The sequence below is a fragment of the Streptomyces sp. MP131-18 genome (assembly GCF_001984575.1).
Classification (GTDB): domain Bacteria; phylum Actinomycetota; class Actinomycetes; order Streptomycetales; family Streptomycetaceae; genus Streptomyces; species Streptomyces johnsoniae.
The window spans coordinates 7,048,753-7,064,865 of sequence record NZ_LZNS01000001.1; the positions used below are offsets into that span (position 1 = coordinate 7,048,753).

Below are 16,113 nucleotides of genomic sequence, written 5' to 3' on the forward strand. Positions count from 1 at the left end.
GCCATGACCGGCATACCTGTCATCGAACCGTACGCAATGCCGACCGCGGGCGACCTGCCCGGCAACGTCGCCCCGTGGGCCGCGGACCCGCGCCGTGCCGTTCTGCTGGTACACGACATGCAGCGCTACTTCCTCGCGCCGCTGCCCGGCACACTCCGCGAGGAGCTGGTGCGCAACGCCGCGCGGCTGCGCGAACGCTGCGCCGCCCAGGGCGTTCCTGTCGCCTACACCGCGCAGCCGGGCGGCATGAGCGAAGAACAGCGCGGGCTGCTCAAGGACTTCTGGGGCCCGGGCATGCGCGTCGACCCCGAGCACCGCAGGATCGTGCCCGAGGTCGCGCCCGCGGCGGGGGACTGGCTGCTCACCAAGTGGCGCTACAGCGCGTTCTTCCGCTCCGACCTGCTGGCACGGATGCGCGCCCTGGGCCGCGACCAGCTGGTGATCTGCGGCGTCTACGCGCACGTCGGGGTGCTGATGACCGCCGTCGAGGCGTTCACCCACGACATCCAGACCTTCCTCGCCGCCGACGCCGTCGCGGACTTCTCGCCCCGCCACCACCGGCTCGCCCTCGACTACGCGGCCCAGCGCTGCGCCGTGGTCACCACCTCGAAGGAGGTCTTCGCGTGACACACGACCTGCTCGCACGCGTACTCGCGCCCCAGCCGCCGCCGTTCGCCCTGCTGTACCGGCCGGGGGCCACCGGCGCCGCGCGGCTGGACGTGCTCGTCGGCGACATCTCCACCCGGGACACGCTCGCCGATCTGCCCCTCCCGGGGCGAGGGCCAGGGCCAGCCGGCCGCGCCCGGCACGACGTGCTGGCCCTCGTCCCCTACCGGCAGATCCGCGAACGCGGCTACGCCTGCGCGGACGACGGCGAGCCGCTGCTCGCCCTGACCGTCACCGCCCAGGACACCGTGCCGGTGACCGATGCGCTGCGTCGGCTGCCGGACGTCCCCACCACGCCGACGGGCGGGCACTTCGTGCCGGACGACGACGCCTACGCCGCCGTGGTGCGCGACGTCGTCGCGGACGAGATCGGCACGGGGGAGGGCGCCAACTTCGTGATCAAACGGTCCTACCGCGCCCGGATCGCCGACTACGGCCCGCCGAGCGCCCTGTCCTTCTTCCGCCGGCTGCTGGAGCAGGAGGCGGGCGCCTACTGGACCTACCTCGTGCACACCGGCACCCGCACCCTCGTCGGCGCCTCGCCGGAGCGGCACATCAGCCTGTCCGGCGGCACGGTCGTGATGAACCCGATCAGCGGCACCTACCGCTACCCGCCGTCCGGTCCCGCGCTGTCCGGTGTGCTGGACTTCCTCGCCGACCGCAAGGAGACCGACGAGCTGTACATGGTCCTCGACGAGGAACTGAAGATGATGACCCGCATCTGCGACAGCGGCTGCGAGGTCAGGGGCCCGTTCCTGAAGGAGATGGCCCGGCTCGCGCACACCGAATACCTCATCGAGGGGCGCAGCACCCGCGATCCGCGGGAGATCCTGCGCGAGACGCTGTTCGCCCCGACCGTCACCGGCAGCCCGCTGGAGAGCGCCTGCCGCGTCATCGGCCGGCACGAGCCGGCCGGCCGCGGCTACTACAGCGGCGTCGTCGCGCTCATCGGCAGGGACGAACGGGGCGCGCACACCATGGATTCCTCCATCGTCATCCGCACCGCGGACATCGGCGGCGACGGCCACCTCGACATCGGCGTGGGCGCCACCCTGGTGCGCCACTCCGATCCCGCCTCCGAGGTCGAGGAGACGCGGGCGAAGGCCGCCGCGCTGCTCGCCGCGCTCGACGGCGGGCGCCCGGCCCGCTTCGCCGGCCACCCCGGCGTCGAGGCCGCCCTGGCCGAACGCAACGCGACCGTCGCCGGCTTCTGGCTCGCGGGGGAGAGGGCGGCCGTCCCCGCGCACCCGGCGCTGGCCGGGCGCACGGCCCTGGTCGTCGACGCGGAGGACACGTTCACCTCCATGCTCGGCCACCAACTCCGGTCGCTCGGGCTCTCGGTGACGGTGCGGCGCTTCGACGAGCCCTACGCGTTCGACGACCACGACCTGGTGGTGCTCGGCCCCGGGCCCGGCGATCCGCGGGCCACCGGGCACCCCAAGATCGCGCATCTGCACGCGGCGGTCGGCGCGCTGCTGGCCGCGCGGCGCCCGTTCCTCGCCGTCTGCCTCAGCCACCAGGTGCTCGGCCTGCGGCTCGGCTTCGACCTGGTCCGCAGGGAGGTCCCGAACCAGGGCGCGCAGCGGGAGATCGACTTCTTCGGCGCCCGGCAACGCGTCGGCTTCTACAACACGTTCGCCGCCCGCTGGGACGAGGACAAGGCGGAATGCCCGGGCGTGGGCGCGGTGGAGGTGAGCAGGGACCGGACGACCGGGGAGGTCCATGCCCTGCGCGGGCCGCACTTCGCGTCGGTGCAGTTCCACGCCGAGTCGGTCCTGACCCAGGACGGGGTGCGTATCCTCGCCGGTCTGCTGACCGACCTCGCCGGGGCGTGACGCGGCGGCGGTGCGCCCCCGCTCCGCCGGGCGCACCGCCGCGTACTTCCCCGCGCCTTCCTGGGCCTCGCCGGGCCCGCCGGCCTCAGCGGGCCGCCTCACCGCCGAAGTCCCGCATCCCGTGCATCCAGGCCACGTAGTCGTGCAGCTGCCCGGGGGACATCGAGGACAGCGTCGCGTTGCGCGCCTCGGCCGCCGCTCCGGCCGGGTGCCACAGCCGGGTGCTCTCCCGCGCGAGATGCGTGATCCGCGCGGTGCGGTCGCGCCGTTCCGCGTGGTACTTCTCGAACCGCTCGGCGAACGCGTCGGTGCACCCGTCGAGCAGGTCACCGAGCAGCACGGCGTCCTCAAGCGCCTGGCAGGCGCCCTGCGCGGCGTAGTGCAGCATCGGGTGCGCCGCGTCGCCGAGCAGCGCGACCCGGCCGTCGGTCCACTTGTCCACCGGGTCCCGGTCCACCAGCACCCACGACTTCCACTCCTCGCCCAGCGCCAGGAGCCGCTGCGCGGTGTCGCCGAGCGGGGCGAACGTCCGCCGCACGGTGTCCTTGTCCACCGGTACTCCGGAGATGGCCTCGGTGGCGCCGTTCTCCACGCTCGGCGCGAGGTTGAGGTAGGTGCCGCCGGCGATCGCGTAGTGCACGAAGTGCCGTCCCGGCCCGGCCCACCAGGTGACCGCGTTCCACCGCAGCTCACGCGGCACCCGCTCCATCGGGATGATCGTCCGGTACACCGTGATGCCCGAGACGCGCGGCTCGCCGTCGTCGACGAGCTGCCTGCGGATCGCCGAATGGATGCCGTCCGCCCCGATCACCGCGTCGCCGGTGACCTGTTCGCCCCCGTCGAGGAGCACCGTCGCCGACCCGCCGTCCTGCCGGTACCCGGTGGCCGGGCAGCCGGCGCGCAGGTCGATCGCGGGGGAGTCGCGGCAGGCGTCGAGCAGCAGCCGGTACAGCTCACCGCGGTGCACCACCACATACGGGTTGCCGAACCTGCGGCGGTACTCCCCGGTCAGCGGCAGGCTCACCACGTGCTCGCCCGTCACCCCGTCCATGAAGCGCAACTCGTCGATGTGCACGGCACATCCGCGCACCGCCTCGCCGAGACCGAGACGGTCGAGCGCGTGGATGCCGTTCGGCGCGAGCTGGATGCCCGCGCCGAGTTCGGTGAAGTCGTCGCTGCGCTCCAGTACGACCGCCCGGTGCCCGCTCCCGGCGACGCCGATGGCCGTCGCAAGACCGCCGATCCCGCCGCCGACAATAACTATCCTCGCCATGCCGCTCCTTCTGCCCTTTCCGCCGGTGCCTGCCACGCTGTCGTCCGTGGCGCACCTGCGGGCCCCGGCCGGGCCCCGCAGGTGCGCCACGGCACCGGCCGGCGGCTCGCGCCCCGGGCGGTGCCGTGGCTCTCCGTTCCCCGCGCGCACCGGGCGCCCGGTGCCGCCATCCCGCGGGGAACGGAAATCAGGCCCTTTCGATGACCTTCTTGATGCGCTGGACGGTCGCCGCGAGATCCGTCTTCAGCTTGTCGCTCCAGTCGGCGAAGAATTTCTCCTTCTCCGCCGCGTCCATCTTGGCGGTGATTCCGCGGATGCCCTCGGTGGCTTCACCCATCCAGTAATGGTGGACCAGTACGCTGCCTCCGTCCGCGGCCCGGATGTCGAAGGACCAGATGCTTTCCTGGCGCTGCCCCGCATGATTCCGGATCGACCAGCGGAACGTACGCCCCGGTTCGGCCGCGACTACCTCGGATTCCGTGGTCCAGTCGCCCCGGACGACAGGCGCCCAGGCCACCACGTCCTCGGTACGGTGGTTCTCCCCGCGAAAGACCGCGCCCACGGTTCCCGGCCGGCCGGAGACCCAGTTTCCGCCCCTGCATTCGATGCTCCACTCGCCGCTGCGAGGGAGGTCGCTGACCACGGCGTACACCTCTTCCGGCGACGCCGCAACATATACTTCGGCACTCACCTGAAAGATCGACGCGTGCTCGATTTTGGTATCAGCCATGGTCAAAAGCGTGGCGAGTCCGGTGGAAACCGGTCAACGGCCGCGGCACGTGTCAGTCAAGTCCGCGGACGTCCGGACGCGTTCCGCGCTCGTCGCCGGACAGGCGGAATGAACGGCGGCGAGCCGTGCGGGATCTGCCCCGAGTCCGCCGGTCCGCGGGCCCGCCGCCGCTCACGGGCGGCCGCCCGGCCGCGTGCGGCAGGGGCGCGGGACGGATTGCGGGAGTGCCCCGTGGACCGTACGTTCCGGACATGGAACTGGAGTTGCGGCACCTCAAGGCCATTCGGGCCATCGCGGAGACGGGCAGTCTCAACAAGGCGGCCGGACTGCTGGGGGTCGCGCAGCCCGCCCTCAGCACCCAGCTCAAGCGGATCGAACGGGCGCTCGGCGGAGCGCTGTTCCTCCGCGACCGCTCCGGCGCCCGCCCCACCCCGCTCGGCGAGTTGGTGCTCGAACGGGCCCAGGTGGTGCTCCCCGCCGTCCAGGAGCTCCAGGACGAGGCCATCCGCTTCGCGCGGGCGATGGGGAGCGTGCGGCGGTTACGCGTCGGCGGCACCCACGGCCCGCTGCTCGGCGGCCTGGTCGACAAGCTCACCACGGCCTACCCGGACGTCTCCGTCGGGCTCCACACGGCCTGGTCCGTGGCCGAGATCAGCTCCCTGGCGGCCGCCGGCCGCGTCGACATCGCGCTCATCGGCGTCTGCGGCCAGAGCCCGCCGCCGGAAGGCGACCGGCTGCTGTGGCAACCGGTCGGCACCGACCCGGTGTTCGTCATGCTCGCCGAGGGCCACCCCCGCGCCGCCGAACGGGAGCTTGAGCTGGCCCAGTTGGCCGGGGAACGCTGGGTCAGCGCCCCGGGGGACGGCTGCTTCGGCGACTGCTTCGTCGCCGCCTGCTCCCGGGCCGGATTCTCCCCGGCGTCGTTCTACGAGACGGACGTCGCGGCGTGCGTTCACCTGGTGCAGGTCGGCACCGCCGTGGGGCTGTGCCGGGCAACCCTGCCGCCCACACCCGGCGTCGTGGTCCGGCCGCTGGCCGGTGCCCCGCTGAGCTGGCGCCACCTGCTCGGCCGGCGGCCGGACAGCCCGCCGGAGCCGGTGGCCACCGACATCCTGGGGCACGCCCGCGGGGTGTACGGGGAGGCGGTGCGCCGCAGCGCCGGTTTCCCGGCCTGGCTCGCGGAACACCCGGAGTTCGGCACGGCCTCGTGGCCGGGCTCGGCCGCGTCATAAGGCCGCGGCATAACGTTTTTGACAGGTGCACGCACTGCGGTGGGGGCCGCTACGGTTCCGGCAACCCCCGACAGCGAGGAGTGCCCTCATGCACCGCAGACGTGGTGCGGCGATCGCGGCAGTCGCCGCGGCAGCCGCCCTCATCGCCACCACCGCACCGGCGGCGGCCGGCCACCCCGGCGCCGCACCGCCCGCGACCGCGGCCGACACCCCCCGGCTCCCCGCCGGAATGCTGGACGCGATGCAGCGCGACCTCGGCCTCGACGCGGAGCAGGCCACCGCCCGCGCCGCGAACGAACACCGGGCCGCCCTGGCCGAGCCGCAGATCCGCGCGAGCATCGGCGACAGTTTCGCCGGCTCCTGGGTACAGGGCCCGGCCTCCCGGCTCGTGGTGGCCACCACCGAGCAGGACGACATCGCCGCCATCGAGGCCGCGGGCGCCACCGCCGAAGTCGTTCCGCACTCCCTGGCGGAGCTGGAAACCGTCAAGGAATCCCTGGACGACGCGGCCGGGACACACGCCACCACCGGGGCGCCCGTCTGGTACGTGGACGTCACCAGCAACACGGTCGTCCTCCACACCCGGCAGCAGCAGGCCGCCGAAACCCTCCTCGCCGCCGCCGACGTGTCCCCCGAACGCGTCCGGATCGTGCCGTCCGCCGAACAGCCCCGCCCCTACCACGATCTCCGCGGCGGCGAGGCGTACTACATCAACAACTCCGGCCGCTGCTCCGTGGGCTTCCCGGTGACCCGGGGCACCAGCCCGGGATTCGCCACCGCGGGGCACTGCGGCAGGGCGGGCGCCACCACCCAGGGGCACAACCGCGTCGCACAGGGCACGTTCCAGGCATCCGTCTTCCCCGGCCGCGACATGGCCTGGGTCGCCGTCAACAGCAGCTGGACCCCCACCCCGCAGGTGGCGGGCCAGGGCGGCACCACGGTGACCGTCGCGGGCTCGGCGCAGGCCCCGGTCGGAGCCGCCATCTGCCGTTCCGGCTCCACCACGGGCTGGCACTGCGGCCAGATCCAGCAGCACAACACCAGCGTCACCTACCCCGAGGGCACCATCACCGGCGTGACCCGTACCTCGGTCTGTGCCGAGCCAGGAGACTCCGGCGGCTCCTACATATCCGGCGACCAGGCGCAGGGCGTGACCTCGGGCGGCTCCGGCAACTGCCGCACCGGCGGCACCACCTACCACCAGCCGATCAACCCGCTGCTCTCGCAGTTCGGTCTCACCCTCGTGACCAGCGGCGACGGCGGACCGGACGACCCGGGCCCCGGCGACCCCGGTGGCACCTGGGCGGCCGGCACCGCCTACCGGACCGGCGACACGGTCACCTTCGGCGGCGCCGAGTACCGCTGCCTCCAGGGCCACACCGCCCAGCCCGGCTGGGAGCCGTCCGCCGCTTCCTCCCTGTGGCAGCGGCTCTGACGCCGCCCCACCGGCCCGGCCGCACGTCGGCCGGGCCGGTGGGGGGGGGCCGGCGCAGGCCCCCTCCCATCCCCGCAGACGTCGAAGGAGCAGGCACGTGGAAGGCGAGAACCGCCCCGACCCCCGCAAGGGCATCAGCCGCAAGAACCTCCTCAAGGCGGCCGTGGCCGCACCACCCGCAGCGATGCTGATGGGAGGCGCCGCGCCCGCTCTCGCCCGCGACCGCAGCGGAACGGGCCAGCCGCTCGCCCCCACCCCGCAGTGCGACGACGGGGACGATCCCACCCCACCCCAGATGGAGGGCCCCTATTTCAAGCCCGACTCGCCCCGGCGCACCTCACTCCTGGAGCCGGGCGACACCGCCCTGCTCACGGTCGCCGGTTTCGTCTTCAGCCGCACCTGCCGGCCCCTGCCCGGCGTCCTGCTCGACTTCTGGCAGGCCGACGTCCGCGGCGCCTACGACGGCGTGGGATATCGCTACCGCGGCCACCAGTACACCGACGCACGCGGCGCCTTCGCCCTGAGCACCGTGTTCCCCGGCCTCTACCCCGGCAGGACCCGGCACCTGCACGTCAAGGTCCAGGCACCGAACCAGCCGGTCCTGACCACCCAGCTCTATTTCCCGGGCGAGCCGCGCAACAACACCGACGCCCTGTTCGACCCGGCCCTGCTGATGGACGTGCGCCCGTCAGGACCGGGACGCGAGGCGTCGTTCGACTTCGTGGTCGACGTGCCAGGCGGCGAGGGCCCGGGCCCCGGCCCGGGCGACACCTGGCGGGCCGGCGCCGCCTACGGCGTCGGGGACCTGGTGCGGTACCAGGGCGTGAGCTACCGATGCCTGATCGCCCACCAGGCGACCCCCGGCTGGGAGCCCCCGCACACCCCGTCCCTCTGGCAACGCCAGTAACGCCGGCCCCGCGCGGACGGGTCAGTCCCGGTCGGCGAGCCGTTCGCGTACCCGGGCCCTGGCGGCCGCGGCGTCCGGGGCGGTGCGGGCCAGCTCGGCCAGGGCCCGGCAGTCGGCGAGCGGGTGGGCGGCGAGGGCGGCCCTGACGTCGGGGACGGCGGCCGGCGCGGCGGACAGGCTGGTCACGCCGAGGCCGGTCAGCACCAGCGCGAGGGCCGGGTCGGCCGCCGCCTCGCCGCAGACGCCGACCGGGCGGTCGTGGCGGGCGCCCGCCGTGGCGGTCAGGTGCACCAGGTCCAGGAGCGCGGGCTGCCAGGGGTCGAGCAGCCCGGCCAGGCTCGCCAGGGTGCGGTCGGCGGCGAAGGCGTACTGGGAGAGGTCGTTCGTGCCGATGCTGAGGAAGTCGCATGCGCGGGCCAGCCCGTCGGCGCGCAGGGCCGCCGCGGGCACCTCGACCATGGCGCCCGCGCGGGGGAGGCCGTGGGCCCTGACCCGTTCGGCGAAGTCGGCGGCCTCGCCCGGCAGCGACACCATGGGGGCCATCACCCACACCTCCGCCGTGCTGTCCCCGGCCGCCCGGGCGAGGGCGAGGAGCTGGTCGTCGAGCAGCCCGGGGTCGCGGGAGGCGGTGCGCAGGCCGCGGACCCCGAGGGCGGGATTCTGCTCGTCGGCCGCGGTGGCGAACGGCAGCGGCTTGTCGGCGCCCGCGTCCAGGGTCCTGACGATGACCCGGCGGCCGGCGAAGGCGGCGAACACCCGGGCGTAGGCGTCGGTCTGCTCCGCCACGGAGGGCGCCTCGGTGCGGTCGAGGAAGAGGAACTCGGTGCGGAACAGGCCGACCCCCTCGCTGTCGGCCGCCGCCGCGGCCTGGAGTTCGTGCGGCGCCCCGAGGTTGACCAGCAGCTTGACCGGGTGGCCGTCCGCCGTGCGGCCCGGGCCGGTCAGCCCGGCGGCCCGGCGGCGGTGCCGCTCCTCCCGTGCCGCGGCGGCGGCAACCGCCTCGGGCGCCGGATCGGCCTCGACGGTGCCGTCGGTGCCGTTCACCAGGACCGGCTGCCCGTCGGTCAGCGCGCCGGCGCCGACGCAGCCGACGACGGCGGGCACGCCGAGGCTGCGGGCCAGGATGGCGGTGTGGCTGGTGGGCCCGCCCTGCTCGGTGACCAGGGCGACAACCTGCGCGGGGTCAAGCAGCGCGGTGTCCGCGGGGGCCAGGTCGGCGGCGACCAGCACGTAGGGGTGGCCGGGCTCGGGCAGCCCCGGCATGGGCAGGCCGAGCAGCCGGGCAACGGCGCGGTCCCGCAGGTCGTCCAGGTCGGCGACCCGTTCGGCGAAGAGCCCGCCCGCGGCCCCGAGTGCGGCGCGGAACTCGCCGAAAGCGGCCGTGAGGGCGCGCGGGCCGTCGGCCCCGTCCCGCACCAGGGCCTCGGCGCGGTCGGCAAGCGCCGGGTCGGCGACCATCATCACCTGCGCGGACAGCACCTCGGCCGCGGGTCCTGTCGTGGCCGCGGCGCGCTGGTCGAGGGCTTCCGCAACTCCCTTGAGCGCGGCGCGGACCCGGGCCGCCTCGGCCGGTGCCTCGGCGGCGGGAACGGTGCGCGGGGCAGGCGGGACGGGTGCGGGGGCCATCCGGGCGACGGGCCCGAAGACCGTGCCGCCGCCGGTGCCGACGCCCTGGAGAACGGCCGGCATCGCTACTCCCCGCTGCCCGCGGCACCGGCGGCACCCGCGGTCTCGTCGGCCGGACGGTCGTGCTCCTCGGCGACCAGCGCGGCCAGTTCGGCGATGGCCGCGTCCGCGCCGTCGCCCTCGGCCGCGAGGACCACGGGCTCCCCGGGGCCCGCGCCGAGCGCGAGCACGGAGAGCAGGCTGCGGGCGTCGACCGGCGCGTGGCCCTGGCGGGCGATGGTCACCGTGACCGGCTGCCGGGCGGCGGCCTGGACCAACAGCGAGGCGGGACGGGCGTGCAGGCCGCTGCGGGAGCCTACGGCCACGGTGCGCTGGGGCATGGGATCTCACTCCAAGGTGTGACGGTCGGTGGGTGGGGAGGAGTCAGCGGGCCGGGGCGGGGGCGGCGGCCGGCTCCGCGGCGGCGGGGGACTCCCCGGCCGCGCCGCGGTCGGACCCGGGAGCGGCGCGGCCGGACTTGAGCAGGATGACCAGGCCCGTGCTGAGCAGCGTGCCGGCGGCGATGGCCACCAGGTACAGCAGCGGGGAACCGATCAGCGGTACCACGAACATCCCGCCGTGCGGGGCGCGCAGCGTGGCGTCGAAGCTCATGGACAGGGCGCCGGTGAGGGCGCCGCCGGCCATCGCGGACGGGATCACCCGCAGCGGGTCGGCCGCGGCGAAGGGGATGGCGCCCTCGGTGATGAAGGAAGCGCCGAGCACCCAGGCGGCCTTGCCGTTCTCCCGCTCGGTGCGGGTGAACAGGCCGCCGCGCACCGTGGTGGCCAGGGCCATGGCCAGCGGCGGCACCATGCCCGCGGCCATCACCGCGGCCATCACCTTGAGGTTGCCGTCCCCGGCCTCGGCGAGGCCGCCGACGGCGAAGGCGTAGGCCACCTTGTTGAGCGGGCCGCCGAGGTCGAAGCACATCATCGCGCCCAGCACCAGGCCGAGCAGCACGGCGTTGGAGCCGGAGAGGCCGTCCAGCCAGTCGGTGAGCTCCCGTTGCAGCGCGGCGAGCGGCTCGCCCACGACCACGAACATCAGGAAGCCGACGACCGCGGAACCGATCAGCGGGATGACCAGCACGGGCATGATCCCGCGCAGTGCGGGCGGGACGCCGACCCGCTGAATGGCCATCACCACCGCGCCGGACAGCAGACCGGCGACCAGGCCGCCGAGAAAACCGGCCTCGATGGTGACGGCGATCGCGCCGCCGACGAAGCCGGGCACGAGTCCTGGGCGGTCGGCCATGCCGAAGGCGATGTAACCGGCCAGCACGGGCACCAGGAAGCCGAACGCGGCGCCGCCGATCTGGTTGAACAGCGCGGCCCAGCTGTCGCCCTCGGTCCACACGAAGTGCTCGGCGACGGACGGCGCGTTCGCTATTTCGTGGCCGCCGATCGCGAAGGACAGCGCGATGAGCAGACCGCCGGCCGCCACGAACGGCACCATGTAGCTGACGCCGCTCATCAGGTAGCGGCGGAGCCGGGCGCCGAAGCCCTCGCCCGGGGCGCCCGCCGCCTCCGGCTCCGCGGTCCCCGCGGCCGGGCTCGCTTCCCCGCGTTCGGCCATGGACCTGACCTGCGCGATCAGCTCGGCGGGCCGGTTGATGCCTGCCTTCACACCGACGTCGACGGTCGCCTTGCCGGCGAAGCGCGCGCGTTCCCGCACCTCGACGTCGTGGGCGAAGATCACGCCGTCGGCGGCGGCGATCACCGCGGGGTCGAGCCGGCTGAACCCGCCCGAGCCCTGCGTCTCGACCGCCACCTCGACGCCGGCCTCGCGGCCCGCCCGCTCCAGGGACTCGGCCGCCAGGTAGGTGTGCGCGATGCCGGTCGGACAGGAGGTGACGGCGACGACGCGGAACGGCCGGGACGGCTCGTCGGCGGCGGCCGCCTCCGCCGTGTCCTCGGCGGCGGTGTCCTCGGCAGTCGCCTGCGCGTCACCGCGGATGAGCGCGGCGGCGGCCGCGGGATCGTGCTGGGCGCGCAGCGCCTCGGTGAACGCGGGGTCCATCAGGCGGCGGGCCAGCTGGGACAGGATGGCCAGGTGGTCCCGGTCGCCACCCGCGGGGGCGGCGATCAGGAAGACGAGGTCGGCGGGCCCGTCCGGCGCGCCGAAGTCGACACCCGCGGCGCTGCGTCCGAACGCCAGGGTCGGCTCGGACACGTGCTCGCTGCGGCAGTGGGGGATGCCGATGCCGCCCTCGAGACCGGTGGGCATCTGGGATTCGCGGGCGGCCACGTCCGCCAGGAACGCGTCGAGGTCGCCGACCCGGCCCGCGGCGGCCATGCGTTCGGCGAGGGCCCGCACGGCCGCCTCCTTGGTGTCGGCGGGCAGAGCCAGGTCGACCAGCTCCGAGGTGATCAGCTCGGCCATCACGCGGCTCCTTCGCTCGCGGGCCGCCCGGCGGGCGGCGGGGGTGACGGGAACGTCAGGACAGTTCGGGGGGAACGAGGGCGCCGCGGGCTCATGGCGGCCCCCCGGTCCGCGGATCGGCCAGCGGCCGGTCGACGGGGATGTCGGCGGTGGTCACCACCGAGGCGGGGTCGAGATCGGCGGTGCCCGGCATCGCGCTGCCGGGCAGCCCCACGGCCGCCGCGCCGTGCGCCACCGCGGCGGCGAGCGCGGCCGGGCCGTGCCCGCCCGCGGCGAGGAAACCGGCCAGGGAGGCGTCGCCCGCGCCGACGTTGCTGCGGACGGTCGCCACCGGGGCGTGGCCCCAGTAGGTGCCGCCGTCCGACACGAGCAGCTGGCCGTCGGCGCCGAGGCTGGCCAGCACGGTCCCCGCGCCGCGGGCGCGCAGCTCCTCGGCGGCCTTGACCGCGTCGCCGACGGTCGCCAGGGAACGCCCCACGGCCTCGGCCAGCTCCTCCGCGTTCGGCTTCACCACGTCCGGCCGGCCGGCGAGCGCCGCGGTCAGGGACTCGCCCGAAGTGTCCAGGGCGATCCGCGCGCCGGCCCGGTGCGTCCGGGCGACCAGCTCGGCGTACCACTCGGGCCCCGGACCCCGCGGGAGGCTGCCGCAGCAGGCGATCCAGTCGGCGTGCGCGGCACGGGAGCGGACGGCCAGGAGCAGGGCGGCGGCCTCCGCCGCGGTGAGCGCCGGGCCCGCCGCGTTCACCTTGGTCAGGGTCCCGTCGGGCTCGACCAGGGTGACGTTGACCCGGGTGGAGCCGGCGAGCGGCACGCCCGCCACCTCGATGCCCTGCTCGTCGAGGAGCCGGGCGAGCAGGGCGCCCTCCGCCCCGCCCAGCGGCATGACGGCGGTCGTGCGCCCGCCCGCGGCGGCGACGGCGCGCGAGACGTTCACCCCCTTGCCACCCGGCTCGACCCGGTCCCCCTCGGCGCGGAGCAGGGCCCCGCGGTGCAGCCCCCGCACCTCGTAGGTGCGGTCCAGGCTGGGGTTCGGGGTGACGGTGAGGATCATGCGCGCACTACCTCCGTGCCCAGCCGCTCGATGGCGGCGGCGTCCTGAGGGCCGAGGCCCGTGTCCGTGATGAGCAGGTCGACGTCGGAGAGGGCGCCGAAGCGGGCGAAGTGCTGCCGGCCGTGCTTGGCGGAGTCGGCCAGCAGAACGGTGCGGCGGGCGGCCGAGATCATCGCGCGCTTGACCGCGGCCTCGGCCAGGTCGGGCGTGGTCAGGCCCGCGTCGGCGGAGAAGCCGTTGGTCGCGAGCAGCAGCAGGTCGGCGCTGATCTCGGCGTAGGCGCGCAGCGCCCAGGCGTCGACGGCGGCGCGGGTGCGGTGCCTGACCCGGCCGCCGACCAGGTGCAGGGCGATCCCCGGGTGGTCGGCGAGCCGGGCGGCGACCGGCAGGGCGTGGGTGACGACGGTGAGCGGGCAGTCCACGGGGAGGACGGCGGCCAGCCGTGCGGTGGTCGTCCCGGCGTCGACGATCACGCTGCCGCTCGCGGGTAGCTCGGTGAGGGCGGACCGCACGATGCGGTCCTTCTCGTCGGCCGAGACGGCGTCGCGTTCCCTGAGGTCCGGCTCGAAGTCGAGGCGGCCGGCGGGGATGGCGCCGCCGTGCACGCGGCGGACGAGCCCGGCCCGGTCGAGGACCTTGAGGTCCCGCCGCACGGTCTCGGCCGTGACCTGGAACGCCTCGGCCAGGGACAGCACATCGACGCGCCCGTCCTTGTGGGCCAGGCGCAGGATCTCCTGCTGGCGCTCTGCTGCGTACATGTGGGTTTACGCCCGTTTCACTGCCCGGATCTGTTGATGCCGTTGAGGTTACGCCCCTGTCGTGGGAAAGTAAACAGAACTGGGCACACCGCAGACATGATCGGGCATCGGGCATCGGGCATCGGGCATCGGGTAGCGGGCCCGGCGCGGGCATCCGCCCGCCCGGCGGTTCCCGGCGCTACGGCCCGTCGGGGTCGGCGCCGGTCGGCAGGGCCGGCTCCGCCTCGATGCGGAGCGTCTCCTCGTCGGTCAGCAGCCGCGAACGCAGCAGGAAGCGCACGCCCTCCGGCGCCTCCAGGGAGAACCCGCCGCCCCGGCCCGGCACCACGTCCACCGTCAGGAAGGTGTGCCGCCAGTACGCGTACTGGTCGGCGCTCATCCAGAACGGCACGTCCCCGGCCACCACCCCCAGCAGAACGTCCTGGCCGCCGACCCTGAACTCCCCGCGTGGATAGCACATCGGGGCACTGCCGTCGCAGCAGCCGCCGGACTGGTGGAACATCACCGGCCCGTGTGTCCCGGTCAGCCGCCGCACCAGCTCCTCGGCGGCCGGGGTCAGCTCCACGCGGCGGCTCCGGGGCGCCATCAGAACAGCCCGAGTTTCTTCGGCGAGTAGCTGACCAGCAGGTTCTTCGTCTGCTGGTAGTGGTCGAGCATCATCTTGTGGTTCTCCCGGCCGATACCCGACTTCTTGTAGCCGCCGAACGCCGCGTGCGCCGGGTAGGCGTGATAGCAGTTGGTCCACACCCGCCCGGCCTTGATCTGCCGGCCGAGCCGGTAGGCGGCGTTGCCGTCCCTCGTCCACACCCCGGCGCCGAGCCCGTACAGGGTGTCGTTGGCGATCTTGAGCGCCTCGTCCACCGAGTCGAAGGTGGTGACGGAGACCACGGGACCGAAGATCTCCTCCTGGAAGATCCGCATGTCGTTCGTGCCGCGGAAGATGGTCGGTTCGACGTAGTAGCCGCCCTCGTAGCCCGCGACGGTGCGCGGCCGCCCGCCCGTGAGGACTTCGGCGCCCTCCTGGGTCCCGATGTCGATGTAGGACAGGATCTTCTCGTACTGGTCATTGCTGGCCTGTGCGCCGATCATGGTCGCCGGGTCCAGCGGGTCGCCTCCGGTGATGGCCCGGGTGCGTTCGACACAGCGCGCCATGAACGCGTCGTAGATCGACGAGTGGATCAGCGCCCGGGAGGGGCAGGTGCACACCTCGCCCTGGTTCAGGGCGAACATCACGAAGCCCTCGACCGCCTTGTCCAGGAAGTCGTCGTCGGCCGCGGTGACGTCGGGCAGGAAGATGTTCGGGCTCTTGCCGCCCAGTTCGAGGGTGACCGGGATGATGTTCTCGCTCGCGTACTGCATGATCAGGCGCCCGGTGGTGGTCTCGCCGGTGAAGGCCACCTTGGCGACCCGCGGGCTGGCGGCCAGCGGCTTGCCGGCCTCGACGCCGAACCCGTTGACCACGTTGACCACCCCCGGCGGCAGCAGATCCGCGATCAGCTCCATCAGCAGCAGCAGGCTCGCCGGGGTCTGCTCGGCCGGTTTGATCACCACGCAGTTGCCCGCGGCCAGCGCGGGTGCCAGCTTCCACGTGGCCATCAGCAGGGGGAAGTTCCACGGGATGATCTGCCCGATCACGCCCAGCGGCTCGTGGAAGTGGTAGGCCACCGTGTCGGCGTCGATCTCCGCGATGCTGCCCTCCTGGGCGCGGATCACCCCGGCGAAGTAGCGGAAGTGGTCCACGGCCAGCGGCAGGTCGGCGGCCAGCGTCTCGCGGACCGGTTTGCCGTTCTCCCACGTCTCGGCGACGGCCAGCTTTTCGAGGTTCTCCTCGATCCGGTCGGCGATCTTGTTGAGGATGACGGCCCGTTGGGCGGGCGAGGTGCTGTGCCAGCGGCCGGCCGCCGCGTGTGCCGCGTCCAGGGCGAGCTCGACATCCGCCGACGTCGAACGGGCGACCTGGCAGAACGTCTGCCCGGTCACCGGCGAGGGGTTGTCGAAGTAACGGCCCTCCACCGGCGCGACCCACTCGCCGCCGATGAAGTTCTCGTACCGAGAGGCGTAGCTGACGATGCTGCCGTCGGTGCCGGGCTGCGCGTACACCACGGTCGACCTCCTCCGTCGGAATGGGTGAGGCACATCACTGTGGGACGCGAAGGTTGGCAAAAGGTTGGCGCCACTG

14 protein-coding genes are annotated in these 16,113 nt (G+C 74.2%); 5 read left to right on the forward strand and 9 right to left on the reverse strand.

What is annotated here, in order from left to right:
* Window positions 1-3 precede the first annotated feature (3 nt).
* The gene (locus STBA_RS31335; RefSeq protein WP_077062397.1) at window positions 4-627 is read left to right on the forward strand and encodes an isochorismatase family protein; all 624 of its coding nucleotides are present in this window, start codon (window positions 4-6) and stop codon (window positions 625-627) included.
* The gene (locus tag STBA_RS31340) at window positions 624-2,501 is read left to right on the forward strand and encodes a chorismate-binding protein (RefSeq protein WP_077062398.1); all 1,878 of its coding nucleotides are present in this window, start codon (window positions 624-626) and stop codon (window positions 2,499-2,501) included. The genes STBA_RS31335 and STBA_RS31340 overlap by 4 nt, the downstream gene beginning before the upstream one ends.
* A gap of 85 nt (window positions 2,502-2,586) precedes the next feature.
* Here STBA_RS31340 and STBA_RS31345 read toward each other — a convergent pair whose 3' ends face one another.
* Together STBA_RS31345 and STBA_RS31350 are read right to left on the reverse strand one after the other, a co-directional pair.
* On the reverse strand, window positions 2,587-3,774 hold the full coding sequence (locus STBA_RS31345) for an FAD-dependent monooxygenase (protein WP_077062399.1): 1,188 nt from the start codon (window positions 3,772-3,774) through the stop codon (window positions 2,587-2,589).
* 187 nt (window positions 3,775-3,961) lie between these two features.
* Window positions 3,962-4,504, reverse strand: coding sequence for an SRPBCC family protein (locus STBA_RS31350; RefSeq protein ID WP_077062400.1), 543 nt, complete (start codon window positions 4,502-4,504; stop codon window positions 3,962-3,964).
* A gap of 251 nt (window positions 4,505-4,755) precedes the next feature.
* Between STBA_RS31350 and STBA_RS31355 the strand changes: the two genes are divergently transcribed.
* The 3 genes from STBA_RS31355 (at window position 4,756) to STBA_RS31365 (ending at window position 8,078) form a co-directional block, all read left to right on the forward strand.
* Window positions 4,756-5,736 carry a LysR family transcriptional regulator gene (locus STBA_RS31355; RefSeq protein ID WP_077062401.1) on the forward strand — a complete coding sequence of 327 codons (981 nt, stop codon included), beginning with the start codon at window positions 4,756-4,758 and terminating at the stop codon, window positions 5,734-5,736.
* An 88-nt stretch (window positions 5,737-5,824) separates the two neighbouring features.
* Window positions 5,825-7,171: a carbohydrate-binding protein gene (locus STBA_RS31360; RefSeq protein ID WP_077062402.1), complete on the forward strand. Its 1,347-nt coding sequence runs from the start codon at window positions 5,825-5,827 to the stop codon at window positions 7,169-7,171.
* Between the two features lie 97 nt (window positions 7,172-7,268).
* Window positions 7,269-8,078 (forward strand): carbohydrate-binding protein, encoded by an 810-nt coding sequence (locus STBA_RS31365; RefSeq protein ID WP_077062403.1) that lies wholly within the window; start codon window positions 7,269-7,271, stop codon window positions 8,076-8,078.
* A gap of 21 nt (window positions 8,079-8,099) precedes the next feature.
* Here STBA_RS31365 and ptsP read toward each other — a convergent pair whose 3' ends face one another.
* From ptsP to adh, 7 genes are all read right to left on the reverse strand, one after another.
* Complete coding sequence (gene ptsP, locus STBA_RS31370) at window positions 8,100-9,767, reverse strand: phosphoenolpyruvate--protein phosphotransferase (protein WP_077062404.1); 1,668 nt, start codon at window positions 9,765-9,767, stop codon at window positions 8,100-8,102.
* Window positions 9,768-9,769: 2 nt separating this feature from the next.
* A complete protein-coding gene (locus STBA_RS31375) occupies window positions 9,770-10,084 on the reverse strand; it encodes an HPr family phosphocarrier protein (RefSeq protein WP_077062405.1) in 315 nt (104 codons plus the stop codon).
* A gap of 43 nt (window positions 10,085-10,127) precedes the next feature.
* Entirely contained in the window at window positions 10,128-12,125 is a 1,998-nt protein-coding gene (locus STBA_RS31380) for a fructose-specific PTS transporter subunit EIIC (RefSeq protein ID WP_077062406.1), read from the reverse strand.
* Window positions 12,126-12,216: 91 nt separating this feature from the next.
* A complete protein-coding gene (gene pfkB, locus STBA_RS31385) occupies window positions 12,217-13,176 on the reverse strand; it encodes a 1-phosphofructokinase (protein ID WP_077062407.1) in 960 nt (319 codons plus the stop codon).
* Window positions 13,173-13,934 carry a DeoR/GlpR family DNA-binding transcription regulator gene (locus STBA_RS31390; protein ID WP_077062408.1) on the reverse strand — a complete coding sequence of 254 codons (762 nt, stop codon included), beginning with the start codon at window positions 13,932-13,934 and terminating at the stop codon, window positions 13,173-13,175. Before STBA_RS31390 ends, pfkB begins: the two co-directional genes overlap by 4 nt.
* A 178-nt stretch (window positions 13,935-14,112) precedes the next feature.
* Complete coding sequence (locus tag STBA_RS31395; protein ID WP_077062409.1) at window positions 14,113-14,520, reverse strand: DUF779 domain-containing protein; 408 nt, start codon at window positions 14,518-14,520, stop codon at window positions 14,113-14,115.
* A complete protein-coding gene (gene adh / locus STBA_RS31400; RefSeq protein ID WP_077062410.1) occupies window positions 14,520-16,037 on the reverse strand; it encodes an aldehyde dehydrogenase in 1,518 nt (505 codons plus the stop codon). Before adh ends, STBA_RS31395 begins: the two co-directional genes overlap by 1 nt.
* Window positions 16,038-16,113: the final 76 nt, after the last annotated feature.